Source organism: Sphingomonas sp. SP1 (assembly GCF_058313395.1).
Map to the genome: position 1 here is coordinate 1,413,615 of NZ_JBZFLC010000001.1, position 14,519 is coordinate 1,428,133.

Here is a 14,519-nt window from a genome sequence, read left to right on the forward strand (position 1 = left end):
AGCTTAGCGCGAGGCCGCAAGCCCTGCCAGCGCGCGGTTCTCGGCGCGCACGCGGATCGTGAGCACAACTGCGTTGAGAAGGCTGAACAGCAACGCCACCTGCCACAGGCCGAACACTAGCGGGAGCACCGCGATCTCCCCAACCACCACGAGATAATTGGGATGGGACACGAACCGGAACGGACCGCCGGTGACCAGCGGCGCTCCGGGCAGCATAATGATTCGCGTGGTCCAGCGCGGGCCAAGGGTGCGAATGACCCATACCCGGCCAAGCTGCAGAAGAAGGAAGAGCAGCAGCAGCGGCAGATGGATCGCCTCGCCGGGGGCCAGCCACCAGAGTGCCGCAAGCCAGCCGGTGTGAACGGCCACGATCAGCGGGTAATGACCTGGCGCATATTCTTTCGCCCCCGCCGCCAGCAGCGCGCGGGTGTTGCTGCGGGCCAGCATCAGCTCGGCCAGGCGCTGCAGTGTCACGAAGGCGAGGATGGCGATGGCCGGCCACATCAGGCGGCGCGCTCCAGCAGCATTCCGGCGCAGGTGAAGCCAGGACCGAAGGCGGTCAGCAAGGTTTTCTCGGGGAGCCCGCGTGAAAGGAGGCGCTCCAGCACGAATAAGACGGTCGGCGCGCTCATGTTGCCATGATCGCGCAGAACGTCCCGCTCGAGGTCGAGCGATCCGGAAGGAAGGCTCATCGCCGCCTCGATCGCGTCGATCACCTTCACTCCGCCGGGGTGCGAGCAGAGACGGCCGATGTCACTCCACGGGACGCCGAAGGACGCGAGGAGCGTCGTCAGCGCGTCGTGCAGTTCGGCGGTGACAAAGGGCGGGATTGCTCGGTCGAAGACCACGGCGAGACCGGGATCCTCGACCCGCCAGCCCATGATGCCGAGCGTGTCCGGCCACATCTGCTCGCCCGCCGCGATGATCTGTCCGAGGACCCTGGCGGGTCCCGGCGCACCCACCACAACCGCGGCGGCGCCATCGCCGAACAGGGCAGTCGCCACCAAGGCTGCCGGATCGTCGCTGTCGAGGCGGATTGAGATGGAGCAGGTTTCCACCGTGACGAACAGCCAGCGGCTACCCGGATCGGCCGCGGCCAGCCGCGCGGCGGTCGCCAGCCCCGAAAGGCCGCCCGCGCAGCCCAATCCGAACAGCGGTACGCGTTTGACGTCGTTGCGAAGGCCCAGAGCCGGACCGACCCGCGCTTCCAGGCTGGGTGTCGCGATGCCGGTGGTCGAAGCGGTGACCACCCCGTCGATCTCGTCGGGCGCCAGCCCTGCCTGAGCGATCGCCTTGGCCGCCACCTTGGCGAACAGCCGCTCGCTGGCCTCGAGGTAAAGCTGGTTGCGCGCCTGCCAGCCGTGATCCCCTTCATACCATTCGACCGGGGCGACAATGTTGCGCTGATCGATGCCGGCGTTGTCGAAAACGCCTTGCAGCCGATCGAAAAGCGCCTTTCGACCGGAGAACATCTCCCGCGCCTTGGCCTTGGCTTCGGATTGATTCACCGAATGCGGCGGAACAGCCGTGGCCAAACTGAGTAATGACGTTGGGCGCACGATAGACTGGACTTTCTACCGGCTGGCCGGCGGCAAAGAGGATAGGCAGGAGATGGGAATGCGTAACGTACGATTGCAAGCAGCAACGCTCATCCTTCTCATCGGCGCCTGTTCGGCAGCGCCTTCCGACAAGGCGAACGCCACCGGGACCGGTGCGCAGCCAACGGCGAACCAGGCTCGCGGCGGAGGCGGCGGGTCGGTCCAGGCGCGACCGATCGCAGATTTCGACGCGCCGTGGGCGATGGCCTTTCTCCCGGGTAGCGGACGCGCGCTGACCAACCAGGCGCTGGTCACCGAAAAGGGCGGCAAACTGTGGCTGGTCGATGTGTCGAACGGCCGGCGGCAGGAAGTTTCGGGCGTTCCGGGCAATATCAAGGTCGAGGGGCAGGGCGGTCTTGGCGACATCGTCGCGGCGCCCGACTTCGCCGGCAGCCAGCGGGTTTACCTCAGCTGGGTCGAGCCTGAAGGGGAACTAAGCGGGGCAGTGGTCGGCACAGCCCGACTGGTGATGGGTCAGGGTGCGCCTCGGCTGGAAGATGTGCGGACCATCTGGAAGCAGTCGCCCAAGGTCAGCGGATCCGGCCACTTCTCGCACCGCATTACTTTCGGCCCGGACGGCAAGCTCTACATCAGCTCGGGCGAGCGGCAGAAGTTCGACCCGGCGCAGGACGAGAACGCCAACCTCGGCCGGATTGTTCGACTGAATCCGGACGGGTCGGTACCGAGCGATAATCCCTGGGCGTCGCGGGGCGGTGTCGGCGCCCAGGCCTGGACGATGGGCAATCGCAATGTGCTGGGGCTCGCCTGGGCTGCGGACGGACGGTTGTGGGGCGCGGAGATGGGTCCGGCCGGCGGCGACGAACTGAATCATCTCGAGCGCGGCTCCAACTACGGTTATCCGCTCGTGTCAGACGGCGACCATTATGACGGCCGGGTCATTCCAGATCACAGCACCCGGCCCGAATTCAACGCGCCCGAGGTCGTGTGGACCCCGGTGATCTCTCCCTCCAGCATGATCTTCTATTCCGGCAGCGACTTTCCGGACTGGCGGGGAAGCGCCCTGATCGGTGGGTTGTCTTCGCAGGGGCTGGTGCGGGTCATCATCAACGGCAACACCGCGCGCGAGGTGGAGCGCATCCCGTTGGGGGCCCGCATTCGCGAGGTCGAGCAGGGGCCGGACGGAGCGCTGTATGTGCTGGAGGATGAGCGCAATGCGAGTCAGGGGCGACTGCTGAGGCTGACGCGGAGGTAGTCGCGACAGGTTGATGACCGCGGGCCACCCGAGTCGGACATCAGCTCGGTATGATCAGACCCGTCGGTATCTCAGATAGTAAGGTCGCCGGCCCTCGCGGCGGCTTTTGGCGCCGTAGCGGGTCTCGATCCAGCCGCCGACGGGCTGCAAGAAGTCGTCCGGCTTCTCTGCCAACCATTCGAACTGGTGAGTGTGGCGGGCCATGACGGTGAGTGCCCATTCGAGATAGACCGGATGGTCGGTCGCGAGCCGGAACTCGCCGCCAGGCTTCAGTTTGGCCGCGAACAGGTCGAGGGGGCCGTCGTTCATCATCCGCCGCTTGGCATGGCGCGCCTTGGGCCACGGGTCGGGGTGCAGCAGGTACAGCATCGTCAGCGCGCCGTCCGGCACCCGCCGCAAGACTTCCAGTGCATCGCCCATGTGCAGCCGGACATTGCCCAGCGCGCCGTCGCGGACGTGGCCGAGGGCGGTAGCAACCCCGTTGAGGAACGGTTCGGCGCCGACGAACCCGTGATCCGGCAGCAGGTCCGCGCGATGCGCAAGGTGCTCGCCCGAGCCGAAGCCGATCTCGAAATGCAATGGGCGATCGTCCCCGAACAGGGTGGCCGAGCTGATTTCCCCGTCCGCCGGCACCTCCAGTTGCGGAAGGAGGCGGTCGATCAGTTCCTGCTGGCCTTGCCGCAGCTTATGTCCGCTCGAACGGCCGTAAAGCCGATTGAGCGTCAGGGGATCGCCCGATTTGTGCGCGGTCATCGGCCCGATCCTTCTTTGACTACGGTCCTTGGCACGGGTCGGGACACCAAGTGCCTGCCATCCGTTCTAGCTGGCAGCTCTCGTCGCAAAGGTTCATTCATGGCGTTTACCCAACTCAACCCGCCACTCCCCATGCATGTGCTCGATCGAGGCAAGGGCGCCGCGATGGCGGTCATCGACTATGGTCCTGAATTCGACCTGTTGTGGGTGGTCGCCATGGATGACGGCGGCGAAATCTGGTGCGTGCCGAATCCGAAGGTCCGAATGCAGTCGAACTGGTCGATGGGCCGACGGCCCGAAACTGCTTCGGGAAAGCTCACCGCTGTTCCGGTCGCCAGCTAGGCCGCCAGCGCAGCCTTCAGGTCGTCGCCAAGGTCGGTCTTCTCCCACGGGAAAAGGTCGCCTTCGGCCTTGCGCCCGAAGTGGCCATAGGCCGCCGTCGCCGCATAGATCGGCTTGTTGAGGCCCAGGTGGGTGCGGATGCCGCGCGGGGTCAGGCCACCGAGCTTGCCGATCCGGCCGATCGCCGCTTCCAGCTGATCGTCGGCGACCGTCCCGGTGCCATGCGTGTCGACATAGAGCGACAGCGGCTCCGACACGCCGATGGCATAGGCCAGCTGGATTGTGCAGCGCTTGGCCAAGCCCGCGGCAACGATGTTCTTCGCGAGGTAGCGCGCGGCATAGGCGGCTGACCGGTCAACCTTGGTTGGGTCCTTGCCGCTGAACGCGCCGCCGCCGTGCGGGGCAGCACCGCCATAGGTATCAACGATGATCTTGCGTCCGGTGAGCCCAGCGTCGCCGTCCGGGCCGCCAATCTCGAACGCGCCGGTCGGGTTGATGTGGTAGACCGTCTCGTCCGAGAGTAGCCCGGCCGGCAGGATGTCGGCCACCACCGCCTTCACATAGTCTTTGAGGTGCGCTTCCTGCGGCCCGTTGTGATAGCCCTTGGCGTGCTGCGTCGAGACGACGATTGCGGTCGCGGCAACCGGCTCACCATTCTCGTAGCGCAAGGTTACCTGGCTTTTGGCGTCCGGCTCAAGGAAGGGCGCCGCACCGGAATGGCGGTCGGCCGCCATGCGCTGCAGGATCTTGTGGCTGTAGTAGAGCGTCGCCGGCAGGTAGTCGGGCGTTTCGTCGGTCGCATAGCCGAACATGATGCCCTGGTCCCCGGCACCCTCGTCCTTGTTGCCGCTGGCATCGACGCCCTGAGCGATATGCTCCGACTGGCCGTGGAGGTGGTTGTCGAAGCTGGCGGTCTGCCAGTGAAAGCCTTCCTGTTCGTAGCCGATGCGCTGTACCGTGTGACGCACGACCTGCTCGATCTCGTCGCGCACGCCCGGCGCCCAGCCGTGGGTGTCGGCGAACTGTTCCTCGTCATACGCGCCCTTGCAGCGGATTTCGCCGCCGATCACGATCCGCTGGGTGGTGACCAAGGTCTCGCACGCGACTCGCGCTTCCGGGTCCTTCGACAGGAACAGGTCGACGATCGCATCGCTGATCTGGTCCGCGACCTTGTCGGGGTGGCCTTCGGAGACGGATTCGGAGGTGAATAGGTAGGACTGGCGCATGATTTCCCTTGAGGCCGACAGACGGCGGATAAGGATATAAGGAAAGCTTTATATGACGCGCCTGTAGCGACGACGGGCGTCGATGCCAATGGCGATGATGAGGGTGATGAAGGCCAGGGTCAGCGGCAGCGCGTTGCCCAAGCGGCCGAAGAGGGTCGGCTGGTTGGTGCGCGGGGGAATGGCGGCGTCGAACGCGCCCGCCGTGCGCCAGGGAATCGACTGCAGCAGTTCGCCCCGCGCGTCGACCAGTGCGCTGATCCCGGTCGGGGTGGAGCGGATCACGGGCAGGCCTTCCTCCGCCGCTCGCAACCGAGCCTGGGCAAGATGTTGGGGCGGGCCCCAGGCGCCGAACCAGGCATCGTTGGACGGATTGAAGATGTAGTCCGGGCGGTTGGCGCGATCGACGACCTCGCCCGAGAAGATGATCTCGTAGCAGATCTGCACGCCCATCCGGCCGAAGCCGGGAACGGCGAGGGTACGCGGGCCCGGGCCGGGGATGGTATCGCCAATGCCCGGCGCCAGCTGCGAGAGGCCGATGGCTTCCAGCAGCGGCCGCATCGGCAGATATTCACCATAGGGCACCAGGTGCGCCTTGTCGTAGCGCCCGGTGACCCGGCCCATCCAGTCGACCACGAACACGCTATTGGTGTTGCCGGTGATCCGGCCTTGCGCGTCGGACGCGAGGGCAAAGGCGCCGGTCACCAGCGTGTCGCCTTCGCGCCCCAAGCGGTCGGCGCGGTTGAGCCCGGGCAGCGCTACGGGCAGCGCCAATCCATTGGGGCCGAGGATCTGGAAGGGCACCGGCACCGCCACTTCCGGCCACATCAGCATCCGAGGTCCGCTCTCGCCGCCGGAAGACAGCGCGCCGAGGCGAGCAAAGGCCTCGTCCTCCAGTCCCTGACGCCACTTGTCTTCTTGCCCGATGTTGGGCTGCACCACGCGGATGGCGCTGAAGCACTGGCCGCAGTTGCGCAATTCTTCGTCGACCTGCGCCGATGTCAGCGGCAGCGGCGGCACCCGGTTCTCGGGCGGGAGCGGGGGAGGGGGCGGGTAGGCCGGGGGCGCGGGTGCGACCGCAGGGCAGTTGTCCGTCGCCGGGACGACCGTACCGCCAGGGCAGGTCTTGGTTGCCGTGGACGGAAGTGGCCCGCCCCGCGATTGCGGTGGTGGAGGCGCAGTCGGTACCGGTGCCGCCGCCGGTGCCGGCGGAGCCACCGCGGCCATCTGTGCTGCCATGGCGGTCCGGTCGGCTTCCAATCTTGGGCCTGCGGTCGGAGCGTCGGCATCAAAACTCTTAAGAACAGCATCGCCGCCGAGATAGGCGGTCGGCGAAGGCCAGGCGATCAGCAGCACCGCCGCCGTCCCCACAGCAAACGGAAAGCGCCAGCTGATTCCTCGAACGAGCAACCACAAGGACCCGCCGACCAGCACGACCAGCATCGACAGGCCATAGGTGCCGAGCAGGGGCGCGGGCTCTCGCCACCAAGTGTCGACCAGCGTGACGCCCGCCGGGTTCCAGGCAAAGCCCGTGAACATCTTCGCACGGAGCCACTCGGTCGCCGCCCATCCGCCGGCCAGCGCCAATACCAGCGCGATGCGGCTATGCTGTCCAAAGCGCCACGCCAGCCCGGCGGCGAGCGCCGGGTACACCGCCAGGTAAAGGCTCAACAGCACCACTGCGATCCAGCCCAGCCAGGCCGGCATGGCCGCCTGATAGGTGAAGGCGGTGGCGATCCAGTTGAGGCCAAGCACAAATTGCCCGACCCCGAACAACCAGCCGGTGAAGAGCGCGCCGCGCAAGGATCGGGTTCTGGCGATCACCTCTGCCAGCCCCGCGAAGGCAAGAAGCATGAGCGGCCACCAGCCCAGCGGCTCGAAGCTAAGCGCCGAAAGCAGCCCGACGAGCAGCGCTGTTCCCGAAAGACGGCCCAAGCCGTTCGAGAATCCCCGGTCCTGATCCCGCGGCGCCGGCGCAATCTTTGTAGGCGTCGGCGTTGACTCGGCGCTGGCAGCGGTAGACATGCGACAGCCTACGCGCGGACGGTCGGGAAGTAAGGCAAGTTGCTCGATCCGGCCTAGTCGATCGCCGCCGCGGCGTCCGGGGCATGCAGGCGAAGGCGTTTCATCTTGCGCTCGTCGGCTTCGACGCATTCCAGCCGCCAGCCGGAAGGATGCTCCACGCTCTCCCCAGGGTCCAGCAGCCGGCCGGCGAGCATGAAGGTCAGGCCGCCAAGCGTATCGACCTCATCTTCTTCGGCGACCAGCCGCGCATCCACCGTCTTGGCCAGTTCTTCGAGCTCGAGCCGCGCATCGGCTTCCCACAAGCCGTCCTCAAGGTGCGCCAGCAGTTGCACCTCCGCCTCGTCATGTTCGTCTTCGATCTCGCCGACGATCTCCTCGACCACGTCTTCGATGGTGACGAGGCCTTCGGTGCCGCCGAATTCATCCACCACGATCGCAAGATGGACCCGCTGAGCACGCATTCGGGCAAGAAGGTCGAGGACCCCCATGGACTCGGGAACGAACAGCGGATCGCGCAGGATGTCGGCCAGGCTTGGCGAGAAGCCGTTGTCGAGGTGAGCGTTGAAGACGTCCTTGATGTGAATCATGCCAATGACCTCATCAAGGCTGTCGCCCGTCACCGGCAAGCGGCTGTGACCAGCCTCGGCGAAAGCGTTGTAGAGGTCATCCATGCTGATGGTGCCCGGGACCGATACGATCTCCCCGCGCGGTACGCAGATGTCGCCGGCGGTCCGGTCGCCGAAATGCAGCAGATTCTTCAGCATCTGCCGTTCGAGGGGCGACAGGTCCCCGCTGACGGGACGACTGTCCTCCGCCTCCTCGATCGCTTCCTCGATCTGATCTCGGAGTGTCGGCTCGTTCTCGTCGCCGAACAGCAGGTGACGCATCCCCCGCCACAAGCGGGAACCGGTGTCAGGCTGGGTCGCCATCAGGCCGCATCCTCGTAAGGATTCGCGATTCCGAGCCGGGCCAGGGCGCGGGTTTCGCGCGCCTCCATGTCGGCGGCCTCGGTCTCGTCGTGGTGATCATAGCCCAGCAGGTGCAGAGTCCCATGCACCATCAGATGCGCAGCGTGGTCGGCCAGTCGCAGGCCCTTCTCGTCCGCTTCGCGTCCGCAGACGCCATGCGCGAGTATGATATCCCCCAGCATGAGTTCGGGGCCGGGCCGAGCGGCGGAGATTAATTCCTCTTCCTCCGCCATGGGAAAGGACAGGACATTGGTCGGCCTGTCCTTGCCCCGCCATTCGGCGTTGAGCGCCCGCACCTCCTCGTCGGCGGCGAGGCGGAGCGACACCTCGACCGGCCGATCGATGTCGGTCAGCATCGGAAAACGGCTTTCGGCAATGGCGGCCCGGGCGGCAGCTTGGGCAAGCGCCGCCCAGTCGGTGCTACTGTCCCATTCCCCATCGGCTTCCAGCGCTATCTCCAGCATCATCGAGCCGGGCCTTCATACGCTTCGACGATCCGGCCGACGAGTGGGTGGCGGACAACATCGGCGGCGCCGAAGCGGATCATGGAGATTTTGGGGATACCTTCCAACTTGCCGACCGCATCGGCGAGGCCACTTTCGACCCCGCGCGGAAGATCGGTCTGATTGGGATCGCCACAGATCACCATGCGCGCACGCATGCCGAAGCGGGTCAGGAACATCTTCATCTGCTGCGGGGTGGTATTCTGCGCTTCGTCGAGGATGATGAAAGCGTCGTTCAGCGTCCGCCCGCGCATGAAGGCGATCGGGGCGATCTCGATCTCGCCGCTCGCAATGCGCCGCTCGACCTGCTCGGTCGGGAGCATGTCGTAGAGCGCGTCATAGAGCGGGCGAAGATAGGGATCGACCTTCTCTTTCATGTCGCCGGGCAGGAAGCCGAGCCGCTCGCCCGCTTCCACCGCGGGACGCGACAGGATCAGGCGATCCACTTGTCCGCCGATCAGCATTGCCACCGCTTGCGCGACGGCGAGATAGGTCTTGCCAGTGCCTGCCGGCCCAAGGGCGAAGATCATATCCTCGCGGGCGAGCGCCTCCATATAGGCGGTCTGCACCGTGGACCGCGGAACGATGGTCTTCTTGCGGGTGCGGATCATCACCCGCGGTGCGGCCGAGACCTCGTCGTCGATGATACCGTCCAGCTGTCGTTGAGCGGCCATGCCGATGACGCTTTCGACAGCAGCCATGTCGATGTCATGACCCTGGTCGAGGCGGTTATAGAGGCCGACCAGCACGTCGCGGGCGCGGGCCGCATTGTCGGGTTCGCCCTCGATCTGAACGCGGTTGCCGCGGGCGGCGATGTTGACCTGCAACCGGTCCTCGATGGCGAGAAGGTGACGGTCGTAATCGCCGAACAGCGGGCCGAGCAGGTAGGGCTGTTCGAACTCGATCTCCAGCCGGGCTCGCTCGGGCAGGTCGACGGCGGCCGGAAGACCGGCAAATTCACGCTTGGCCATCAGGCTGCCACCGCTTCATGCGCCAGTTCCTCACCCGCGAGGCTGTTGGGCAACGCCGCGGTAAGGCGGACGTCGATCATGTCGCCGATCTTCGCCTTAGTTTCGAGGAAGACGGATTGGAGCCAAGGTGACTTGCCGATCATCTGGCCGGGCCGGCGACCGACCCGATCGATCAGCACCCGGGTCGTGCGGCCGACGCTGGCGGCATTGAAGGCGGTGCTATGCTCGGCCAATCGCGCCTGGAGACGCTGGAGCCGCTCGTCCATGACCTGGTGAGGAATCTGGTTCTCCATCGTGGCGGCCGGAGTGCCTGGCCGGGGTGAATATTTGAAGCTGAAGGCCGACGCATAACGCACCGCATCGACGATTTGCAGCGTGGCCTCGAAATCCTCGCCCGTCTCTCCGGGAAAGCCGACGATGAAGTCGCCGGAGATGGCGATGTCTGGTCGGGCGGCGCGCACCTGCCCGATCGTCTTGAGGTAGCTGTCGACCGAGTGGCTGCGGTTCATCGCCTTCAGGATCGGGTCGCTGCCCGACTGAACCGGCAGGTGAAGGTACGGCATCAGCTTCGAAACTTCGGCGTGCGCCGCGATCAATGCATCGCCCATGTTGACGGGGTGCGACGTCGTGTAGCGGATCCGCCGCAGCTCGCCGAAGGTCGCAAGGTGGCGGATCAGCGCGGCAAGGTCGCGACCGTCACTTTCCCAGGCGTTGACGTTCTGTCCCAGCAAGGTGATTTCCCGCGCGCCGCCAGAAACCAGCTGCTCGGCCTCGGCCACGATATCGGCGAATGGCCGGCTGATTTCCGCTCCGCGCGTGTAAGGCACCACGCAATAGGTGCAGAACTTGTCGCAGCCTTCCTGGACCGACAGGAAAGCGGAGGGTCCGGAACGCCGGCGGCGCGGCAGGAAGTCGAACTTGGCCGCTGCCGGCATGTCGGTGTCGACGGTGCGACGGCCGGAGGCCGCGTCGGCAACCATTTGGGGCAGCCGATGATAGGCCTGCGGTCCGACCACCATGTCGATCAGCTTCGAACGCCGCTGCGCCTCCGCCCCTTCTGCCTGGGCGACGCAGCCAGCCAGTGCCACCAACGGCTTGCTGCCGTCTTCACGCCGGAGCCGGCCGACGTCCGAATAGGCCTTTTCGGCGGCTTTTTCACGGATATGGCAGGTGTTGAGCACGACCAGGTCGGCGTCCTCGCCATCGGCCGCGGCCCGCATGCCCTCGGCGCCGAGCAGTTCCGCCATGCGCTCGCCGTCATAGACGTTCATTTGGCAGCCAAAGGACTTGATTCGGTAAGTCGTGGGAAGCGTCATTTCGACCGTCTATACGGCAGCCGGAGCGACGCCGCTAGGAGCCAGAGCGTTCGCCACCGCGTCATGTGCCGCGCGAGCGAGACGCTTGCGATCGGAGAGCGGAGGCAGCGGCGGCAGGAGGTGAAGAGTGACTGTCACCGTTCTGCGCCGTCCAAGAAGGCGAAGGAAATTTTCCTTGCCGCTCTCGCCGTGCGGCCAGCCGAACTCTCGAGCGGCCGGGCCGTAGTCGATAGCGAGCGGACGGATGCTCACATTCTGAGGAGCCGGCGCGAAAGCGCTTAGCAAAGCCGGGCGGAAGGGGAGAAGGCGGCCGCCGTCGCCCACCGTGCCCTCGGGAAACAGGGTCAGCGGGCGGTCGCGGCCGATGGCCTCCACCATGTCCGCCGCCTGACCGGCGATGCCGCGCTTGTCGGCCCGATCAACGAAGACCGTTCCGTTCTCCACGCACAGCCACCGCATCACCGGATGACCTTTCAACTCGTCCTTTGCGACGAAAGCGCACCCGGTCGCGCCGGCCAGGACGGGGATGTCGAGCCAGCTGACGTGATTGGCGATGAGCAAGGTATGGGGAGCAGCGGGGGTGCCGTCCTGCCGGACCCGCGCGCCCGCGATCCACCCGATCCCGCGCAGGAATCTGCGGGGCCAGCCGGAGCGACCGATAAGCCGGGCGAGCAAATGCAGTGGAACGCAGAGGCCAAGCCACACGACCATCGCCAGCAGGCGGGCACTCGCCAGCAGCCGTGAGGACGGCCTATCGATCGCGGTCGTGTGCGACGCCGTAAAGCTCCAGTCGGTGATCGACGAGGCGGAAGCCAAGCTTTTCGGCGACGCGCTTCTTCAGATTTTCGAGTTCCTCGTCATGAAACTCGATCACCTTGCCCGTTTCGACATCGATCAGATGGTCATGATGTTCGTCGGTAACAGCCTCGTATCGCGAGCGGCCATCCCCGAATTCGTGCCGCTCGAGGATGCCGGCCTCCTCGAACAGCCGAACGGTCCGGTAGACGGTCGCGATGGAGATGTTGGGATCGACCGCCGAAGCGCGAGCGTGAAGCGATTCCACGTCGGGGTGATCCTCGGCCTCCGAAATGACGCGCGCGATGGTCTTGCGCTGTTCGGTGATACGCAGGCCCTTTTCGGCGCAGAGAGCCTCGATGTCGATGGTGCGGTGCATTGTCGCAGAGGTAGGCGCGGGTGCGCGCAACGTCAAAGAGGAAAGCGTCAGTCGGTGGAGACCAGCATCCGGCGGATGTTCGGCATCATGCTGCCCGAACGCTGGTCTTCACCGACGTGACGAAGGTGGTTACTTGGCTGTGCGTGCGCCCCGCTTGCGCTTGGTGCCAAGCCCGATCGACTTGGCCAGTGTGCGCCGCTGCTCGGCATAGTTGGGCGCAACCATCGGGTAATCGGCGTTCAGGCCCCACTTCTGCCGATACTGGTCCGGGGTCATCTGATAATGGGTCATCAGGTGCCGCTTCAGCATCTTCAGCTTTTTCCCGTCTTCCAGGCAGACGATATAGTCCGGCTTGATCGACGAGCGGATCGGAACCTTGGGTTCCGGCTTGGCTTCCGGAACATTCTGCTTGCCACTCAGCCCCGACAAGGCGCCATGAACATTTTGAATGAGTTGCGGCAGATCGTTGACCGCCACGCTGTTGTTGCTGACATGGGCCGCGACGATATCCGCGGTCAAAGCAATCAGTGTTTCGTTGACTTCGTCATTATCGTTCATGGGACCGAGCCTCCCCGACTTAAGTTCAAGAATAGTAGCACAGTCGTTGCTACACGCGCCGCGACTTAAGCTCCTGCTTCTTCGAGAGCAAGCAATAAAGGCTCGTTTCAGACCTGACGCGACATGGTCAAGGCGTCGTATTGCTGGCCATCTGGCCCACGATAATAACGCGGCCGCCGTCCTTCTTCGCTGAAGCCATGATTGCGATACAACGCCACTGCGGGGTTGCCGTCGCGAACCTCCAAATGGAGGCGGTGGGCGCCGGTCTGGCGAGCGGTGTCGATGAAATGTTCAACCAGCCGGCTGCCGATGCCGGCTCGGCGTGCATGTTTGCAGACCGCCAGCAAAAGAAGCTCCGCCTCGTCGGCGACGGACCGGACGAGGCTGAAGCCCAGCGGCCGGTCGGCCAGCCGGGCGATGCTCATCCGCACCCCGTGCATGGGCAGGATGCCCGCGCACTGCGCCCTGGTCCAGGCTTCCCCGAACTCAGGTTCGAAGGCGTCGACCATCACTTGCATGACCATGTCGAGATCGTCCCAGCCCGCGGCATGCAGGGTGATCAATCGAGGCTGGACGGTGCTCATGCGACGCGTGGTTTCGCGTCCGGGGCGCGCGCGTAGATCGGTTTGGGATCGAGGTTGGCAAGGCCGCCGGACAGCAGCAACGCATGACGGGCAGAGGGGAGCAGGTCGAGGATCTCCCCATAACCGCGCGCTTCGACGAGCAACCCGGCGCCCGAACCGACCACCAATTGCGCCTCGGTGACCGGTGCCGCGTCACCGGGAGGGAGATTGCGAAGCGGGGCCGTGGCGCACAGCGGCGGGCGAGCGAAGTCCTGGACGAACAATTCCCCGTGACCACCGATGACTGCGGCAGCAACGTTTCCGGCACCGGGTGCCCCTGCCGCCAACAGCGCCAAAGAGGAAAAGCCCGCCAGTTCGGCGCCCCACCCGATCGCCATTCCATGAGCCGCAGCGATCGCCACGCGCAGCCCGGTGAAGCTTCCCGGACCGCAGCCGACCAAGATCCGGTCGGGCTGCCGCCCGGCCAGCATCGCGTCGATCATCGGCACCAGCCGCTCCGCATGGCCACGCCCGATTCGTTCGTCCGCACTGGCCAGCAGCGTGCCGTCCGCCGCGAACAGAGCGGCCGTACATGCGGCAGTGGAAGTGTCGAGCGCAAGGATCATCGCAACACCCGGCGGCGTTCAGGTCATTTACGGCACAGCTTTGCCGCGCGGGCAAGTACCCGGATCAGACGGCCTCGACCGTCTCCACCTCGGGCACATAATGGCGGATGAGGTTTTCGACCCCGCGTTTCAGCGTGATCGCGGAGGACGGGCAGCCAGAACAGGCGCCCTGCATCGCAAGATAAAGTGTGCCGTCCTTGTAGCCTCGATAGACGATGTCACCGCCGTCCTGGGCAACCGCCGGCCGTACCCGGGTGTCGAGCAATTCCTTGATCTGGTCGACGATGTCGGCGTCCGCCGGGTCCTCGTCGAACGCCGGTACATCGTCGATATGGATTCCCGCCGCGGTGCCCGGCCGGAACAGCGGTGCACCGGAGACGAAGTGATCGAGCAGGATCTGCAGCACATCGACCTCCAGACCGCGCCAGTCCGCGTCCGGCTGGGCAGTCACCGACACGAAGTCACGGCCGAAGAAGACCCCTTCGACCTCGCCAGTCGCAAACAGTGCCTGGGCGAGCGGCGATGCTTCGGCGCTGTCCGCAGTCGGGAAGTCGCGACTGCCAGCCTCCATCACCGGAACACCGGGCAGGAACTTGCGGGTCGCCGGATTGGGCGTGACTTCGGTCTCGATCAGCATGGGCGCGATGTGGCCTTCCTCGCCTGATCGATCAAGTGCCGAGCGCAGG

At 65.6% G+C, this 14,519-nt stretch carries 17 protein-coding genes; 2 read left to right on the forward strand and 15 right to left on the reverse strand.

The window, feature by feature from the left end; all coding sequences use genetic code 11:
* Positions 1 to 3 precede the first annotated feature (3 nt).
* Together AC4GYS_RS07150 and AC4GYS_RS07155 are read right to left on the reverse strand one after the other, a co-directional pair.
* The gene (locus AC4GYS_RS07150) at positions 4 to 504 is read right to left on the reverse strand and encodes an isoprenylcysteine carboxyl methyltransferase family protein (protein WP_491108401.1); all 501 of its coding nucleotides are present in this window, start codon (positions 502 to 504) and stop codon (positions 4 to 6) included.
* Positions 504 to 1,559: a type III polyketide synthase gene (locus AC4GYS_RS07155; RefSeq protein ID WP_491108402.1), complete on the reverse strand. Its 1,056-nt coding sequence runs from the start codon at positions 1,557 to 1,559 to the stop codon at positions 504 to 506. The genes AC4GYS_RS07150 and AC4GYS_RS07155 overlap by 1 nt, the downstream gene beginning before the upstream one ends.
* A 58-nt stretch (positions 1,560 to 1,617) precedes the next feature.
* Between AC4GYS_RS07155 and AC4GYS_RS07160 the strand changes: the two genes are divergently transcribed.
* Positions 1,618 to 2,811, forward strand: a complete 1,194-nt coding sequence (locus tag AC4GYS_RS07160) for a PQQ-dependent sugar dehydrogenase (protein ID WP_491108403.1) — start codon at positions 1,618 to 1,620, stop codon at positions 2,809 to 2,811.
* A 54-nt stretch (positions 2,812 to 2,865) separates the two neighbouring features.
* Here AC4GYS_RS07160 and trmB read toward each other — a convergent pair whose 3' ends face one another.
* Positions 2,866 to 3,564, reverse strand: a complete 699-nt coding sequence (trmB, locus tag AC4GYS_RS07165) for a tRNA (guanosine(46)-N7)-methyltransferase TrmB (RefSeq protein ID WP_491108404.1) — start codon at positions 3,562 to 3,564, stop codon at positions 2,866 to 2,868.
* Between the two features lie 99 nt (positions 3,565 to 3,663).
* On the opposite strand from trmB, the gene AC4GYS_RS07170 reads away from it, so the two are divergent.
* Positions 3,664 to 3,906: a hypothetical protein gene (locus AC4GYS_RS07170; RefSeq protein WP_491108405.1), complete on the forward strand. Its 243-nt coding sequence runs from the start codon at positions 3,664 to 3,666 to the stop codon at positions 3,904 to 3,906.
* On the opposite strand, the gene metK is transcribed toward AC4GYS_RS07170, so the two are convergent.
* The 12 genes from metK to AC4GYS_RS07230 form a co-directional block, all read right to left on the reverse strand.
* Complete coding sequence (gene metK, locus AC4GYS_RS07175) at positions 3,903 to 5,132, reverse strand: methionine adenosyltransferase (protein ID WP_491108406.1); 1,230 nt, start codon at positions 5,130 to 5,132, stop codon at positions 3,903 to 3,905. The genes AC4GYS_RS07170 and metK overlap by 4 nt on opposite strands.
* A 48-nt stretch (positions 5,133 to 5,180) precedes the next feature.
* Entirely contained in the window at positions 5,181 to 7,064 is a 1,884-nt protein-coding gene (gene lnt, locus AC4GYS_RS07180) for an apolipoprotein N-acyltransferase (protein WP_491108407.1), read from the reverse strand.
* Positions 7,065 to 7,207: 143 nt separating this feature from the next.
* The gene (locus AC4GYS_RS07185; RefSeq protein WP_491108408.1) at positions 7,208 to 8,083 is read right to left on the reverse strand and encodes a hemolysin family protein; all 876 of its coding nucleotides are present in this window, start codon (positions 8,081 to 8,083) and stop codon (positions 7,208 to 7,210) included.
* Positions 8,083 to 8,586, reverse strand: a complete 504-nt coding sequence (ybeY, locus tag AC4GYS_RS07190) for an rRNA maturation RNase YbeY (RefSeq protein ID WP_491109373.1) — start codon at positions 8,584 to 8,586, stop codon at positions 8,083 to 8,085. Before ybeY ends, AC4GYS_RS07185 begins: the two co-directional genes overlap by 1 nt.
* Complete coding sequence (locus AC4GYS_RS07195; protein WP_491108409.1) at positions 8,586 to 9,596, reverse strand: PhoH family protein; 1,011 nt, start codon at positions 9,594 to 9,596, stop codon at positions 8,586 to 8,588. Before AC4GYS_RS07195 ends, ybeY begins: the two co-directional genes overlap by 1 nt.
* Positions 9,596 to 10,912: a tRNA (N6-isopentenyl adenosine(37)-C2)-methylthiotransferase MiaB gene (gene miaB, locus AC4GYS_RS07200; protein ID WP_491108410.1), complete on the reverse strand. Its 1,317-nt coding sequence runs from the start codon at positions 10,910 to 10,912 to the stop codon at positions 9,596 to 9,598. The genes AC4GYS_RS07195 and miaB overlap by 1 nt, the downstream gene beginning before the upstream one ends.
* Before the next feature lie 9 nt (positions 10,913 to 10,921).
* Positions 10,922 to 11,728, reverse strand: coding sequence for a lysophospholipid acyltransferase family protein (locus AC4GYS_RS07205; RefSeq protein ID WP_491108411.1), 807 nt, complete (start codon positions 11,726 to 11,728; stop codon positions 10,922 to 10,924).
* Positions 11,664 to 12,086: a Fur family transcriptional regulator gene (locus AC4GYS_RS07210; RefSeq protein WP_491108412.1), complete on the reverse strand. Its 423-nt coding sequence runs from the start codon at positions 12,084 to 12,086 to the stop codon at positions 11,664 to 11,666. Before AC4GYS_RS07210 ends, AC4GYS_RS07205 begins: the two co-directional genes overlap by 65 nt.
* 129 nt (positions 12,087 to 12,215) lie before the next feature.
* Positions 12,216 to 12,644: a Ros/MucR family transcriptional regulator gene (locus tag AC4GYS_RS07215; RefSeq protein ID WP_491108413.1), complete on the reverse strand. Its 429-nt coding sequence runs from the start codon at positions 12,642 to 12,644 to the stop codon at positions 12,216 to 12,218.
* 107 nt (positions 12,645 to 12,751) lie between these two features.
* Positions 12,752 to 13,228 (reverse strand): GNAT family N-acetyltransferase, encoded by a 477-nt coding sequence (locus AC4GYS_RS07220; RefSeq protein ID WP_491108414.1) that lies wholly within the window; start codon positions 13,226 to 13,228, stop codon positions 12,752 to 12,754.
* Entirely contained in the window at positions 13,225 to 13,833 is a 609-nt protein-coding gene (gene tsaB, locus AC4GYS_RS07225) for a tRNA (adenosine(37)-N6)-threonylcarbamoyltransferase complex dimerization subunit type 1 TsaB (RefSeq protein WP_491108415.1), read from the reverse strand. Before tsaB ends, AC4GYS_RS07220 begins: the two co-directional genes overlap by 4 nt.
* A gap of 64 nt (positions 13,834 to 13,897) precedes the next feature.
* On the reverse strand, positions 13,898 to 14,470 hold the full coding sequence (locus AC4GYS_RS07230) for a NifU family protein (RefSeq protein WP_491108416.1): 573 nt from the start codon (positions 14,468 to 14,470) through the stop codon (positions 13,898 to 13,900).
* Positions 14,471 to 14,519: the final 49 nt, after the last annotated feature.

Coding starts and splice junctions, on each gene's coding strand:
- AC4GYS_RS07150 (WP_491108401.1), bottom strand. CDS start 504: ATGTGGCCGGCCATCGCCATCCTCGCCTTCGTGACACTGCAGCGCCTG.
- AC4GYS_RS07160 (WP_491108403.1), top strand. CDS start 1,618: ATGCGTAACGTACGATTGCAAGCAGCAACGCTCATCCTTCTCATCGGC.
- trmB (WP_491108404.1), bottom strand. CDS start 3,564: ATGACCGCGCACAAATCGGGCGATCCCCTGACGCTCAATCGGCTTTAC.
- AC4GYS_RS07170 (WP_491108405.1), top strand. CDS start 3,664: ATGGCGTTTACCCAACTCAACCCGCCACTCCCCATGCATGTGCTCGAT.
- metK (WP_491108406.1), bottom strand. CDS start 5,132: ATGCGCCAGTCCTACCTATTCACCTCCGAATCCGTCTCCGAAGGCCAC.
- AC4GYS_RS07185 (WP_491108408.1), bottom strand. CDS start 8,083: ATGGCGACCCAGCCTGACACCGGTTCCCGCTTGTGGCGGGGGATGCGT.
- ybeY (WP_491109373.1), bottom strand. CDS start 8,586: ATGCTGGAGATAGCGCTGGAAGCCGATGGGGAATGGGACAGTAGCACC.
- AC4GYS_RS07195 (WP_491108409.1), bottom strand. CDS start 9,596: ATGGCCAAGCGTGAATTTGCCGGTCTTCCGGCCGCCGTCGACCTGCCC.
- miaB (WP_491108410.1), bottom strand. CDS start 10,912: ATGACGCTTCCCACGACTTACCGAATCAAGTCCTTTGGCTGCCAAATG.
- AC4GYS_RS07210 (WP_491108412.1), bottom strand. CDS start 12,086: ATGCACCGCACCATCGACATCGAGGCTCTCTGCGCCGAAAAGGGCCTG.
- AC4GYS_RS07215 (WP_491108413.1), bottom strand. CDS start 12,644: ATGAACGATAATGACGAAGTCAACGAAACACTGATTGCTTTGACCGCG.
- AC4GYS_RS07220 (WP_491108414.1), bottom strand. CDS start 13,228: ATGAGCACCGTCCAGCCTCGATTGATCACCCTGCATGCCGCGGGCTGG.
- tsaB (WP_491108415.1), bottom strand. CDS start 13,833: ATGATCCTTGCGCTCGACACTTCCACTGCCGCATGTACGGCCGCTCTG.
- AC4GYS_RS07230 (WP_491108416.1), bottom strand. CDS start 14,470: ATGCTGATCGAGACCGAAGTCACGCCCAATCCGGCGACCCGCAAGTTC.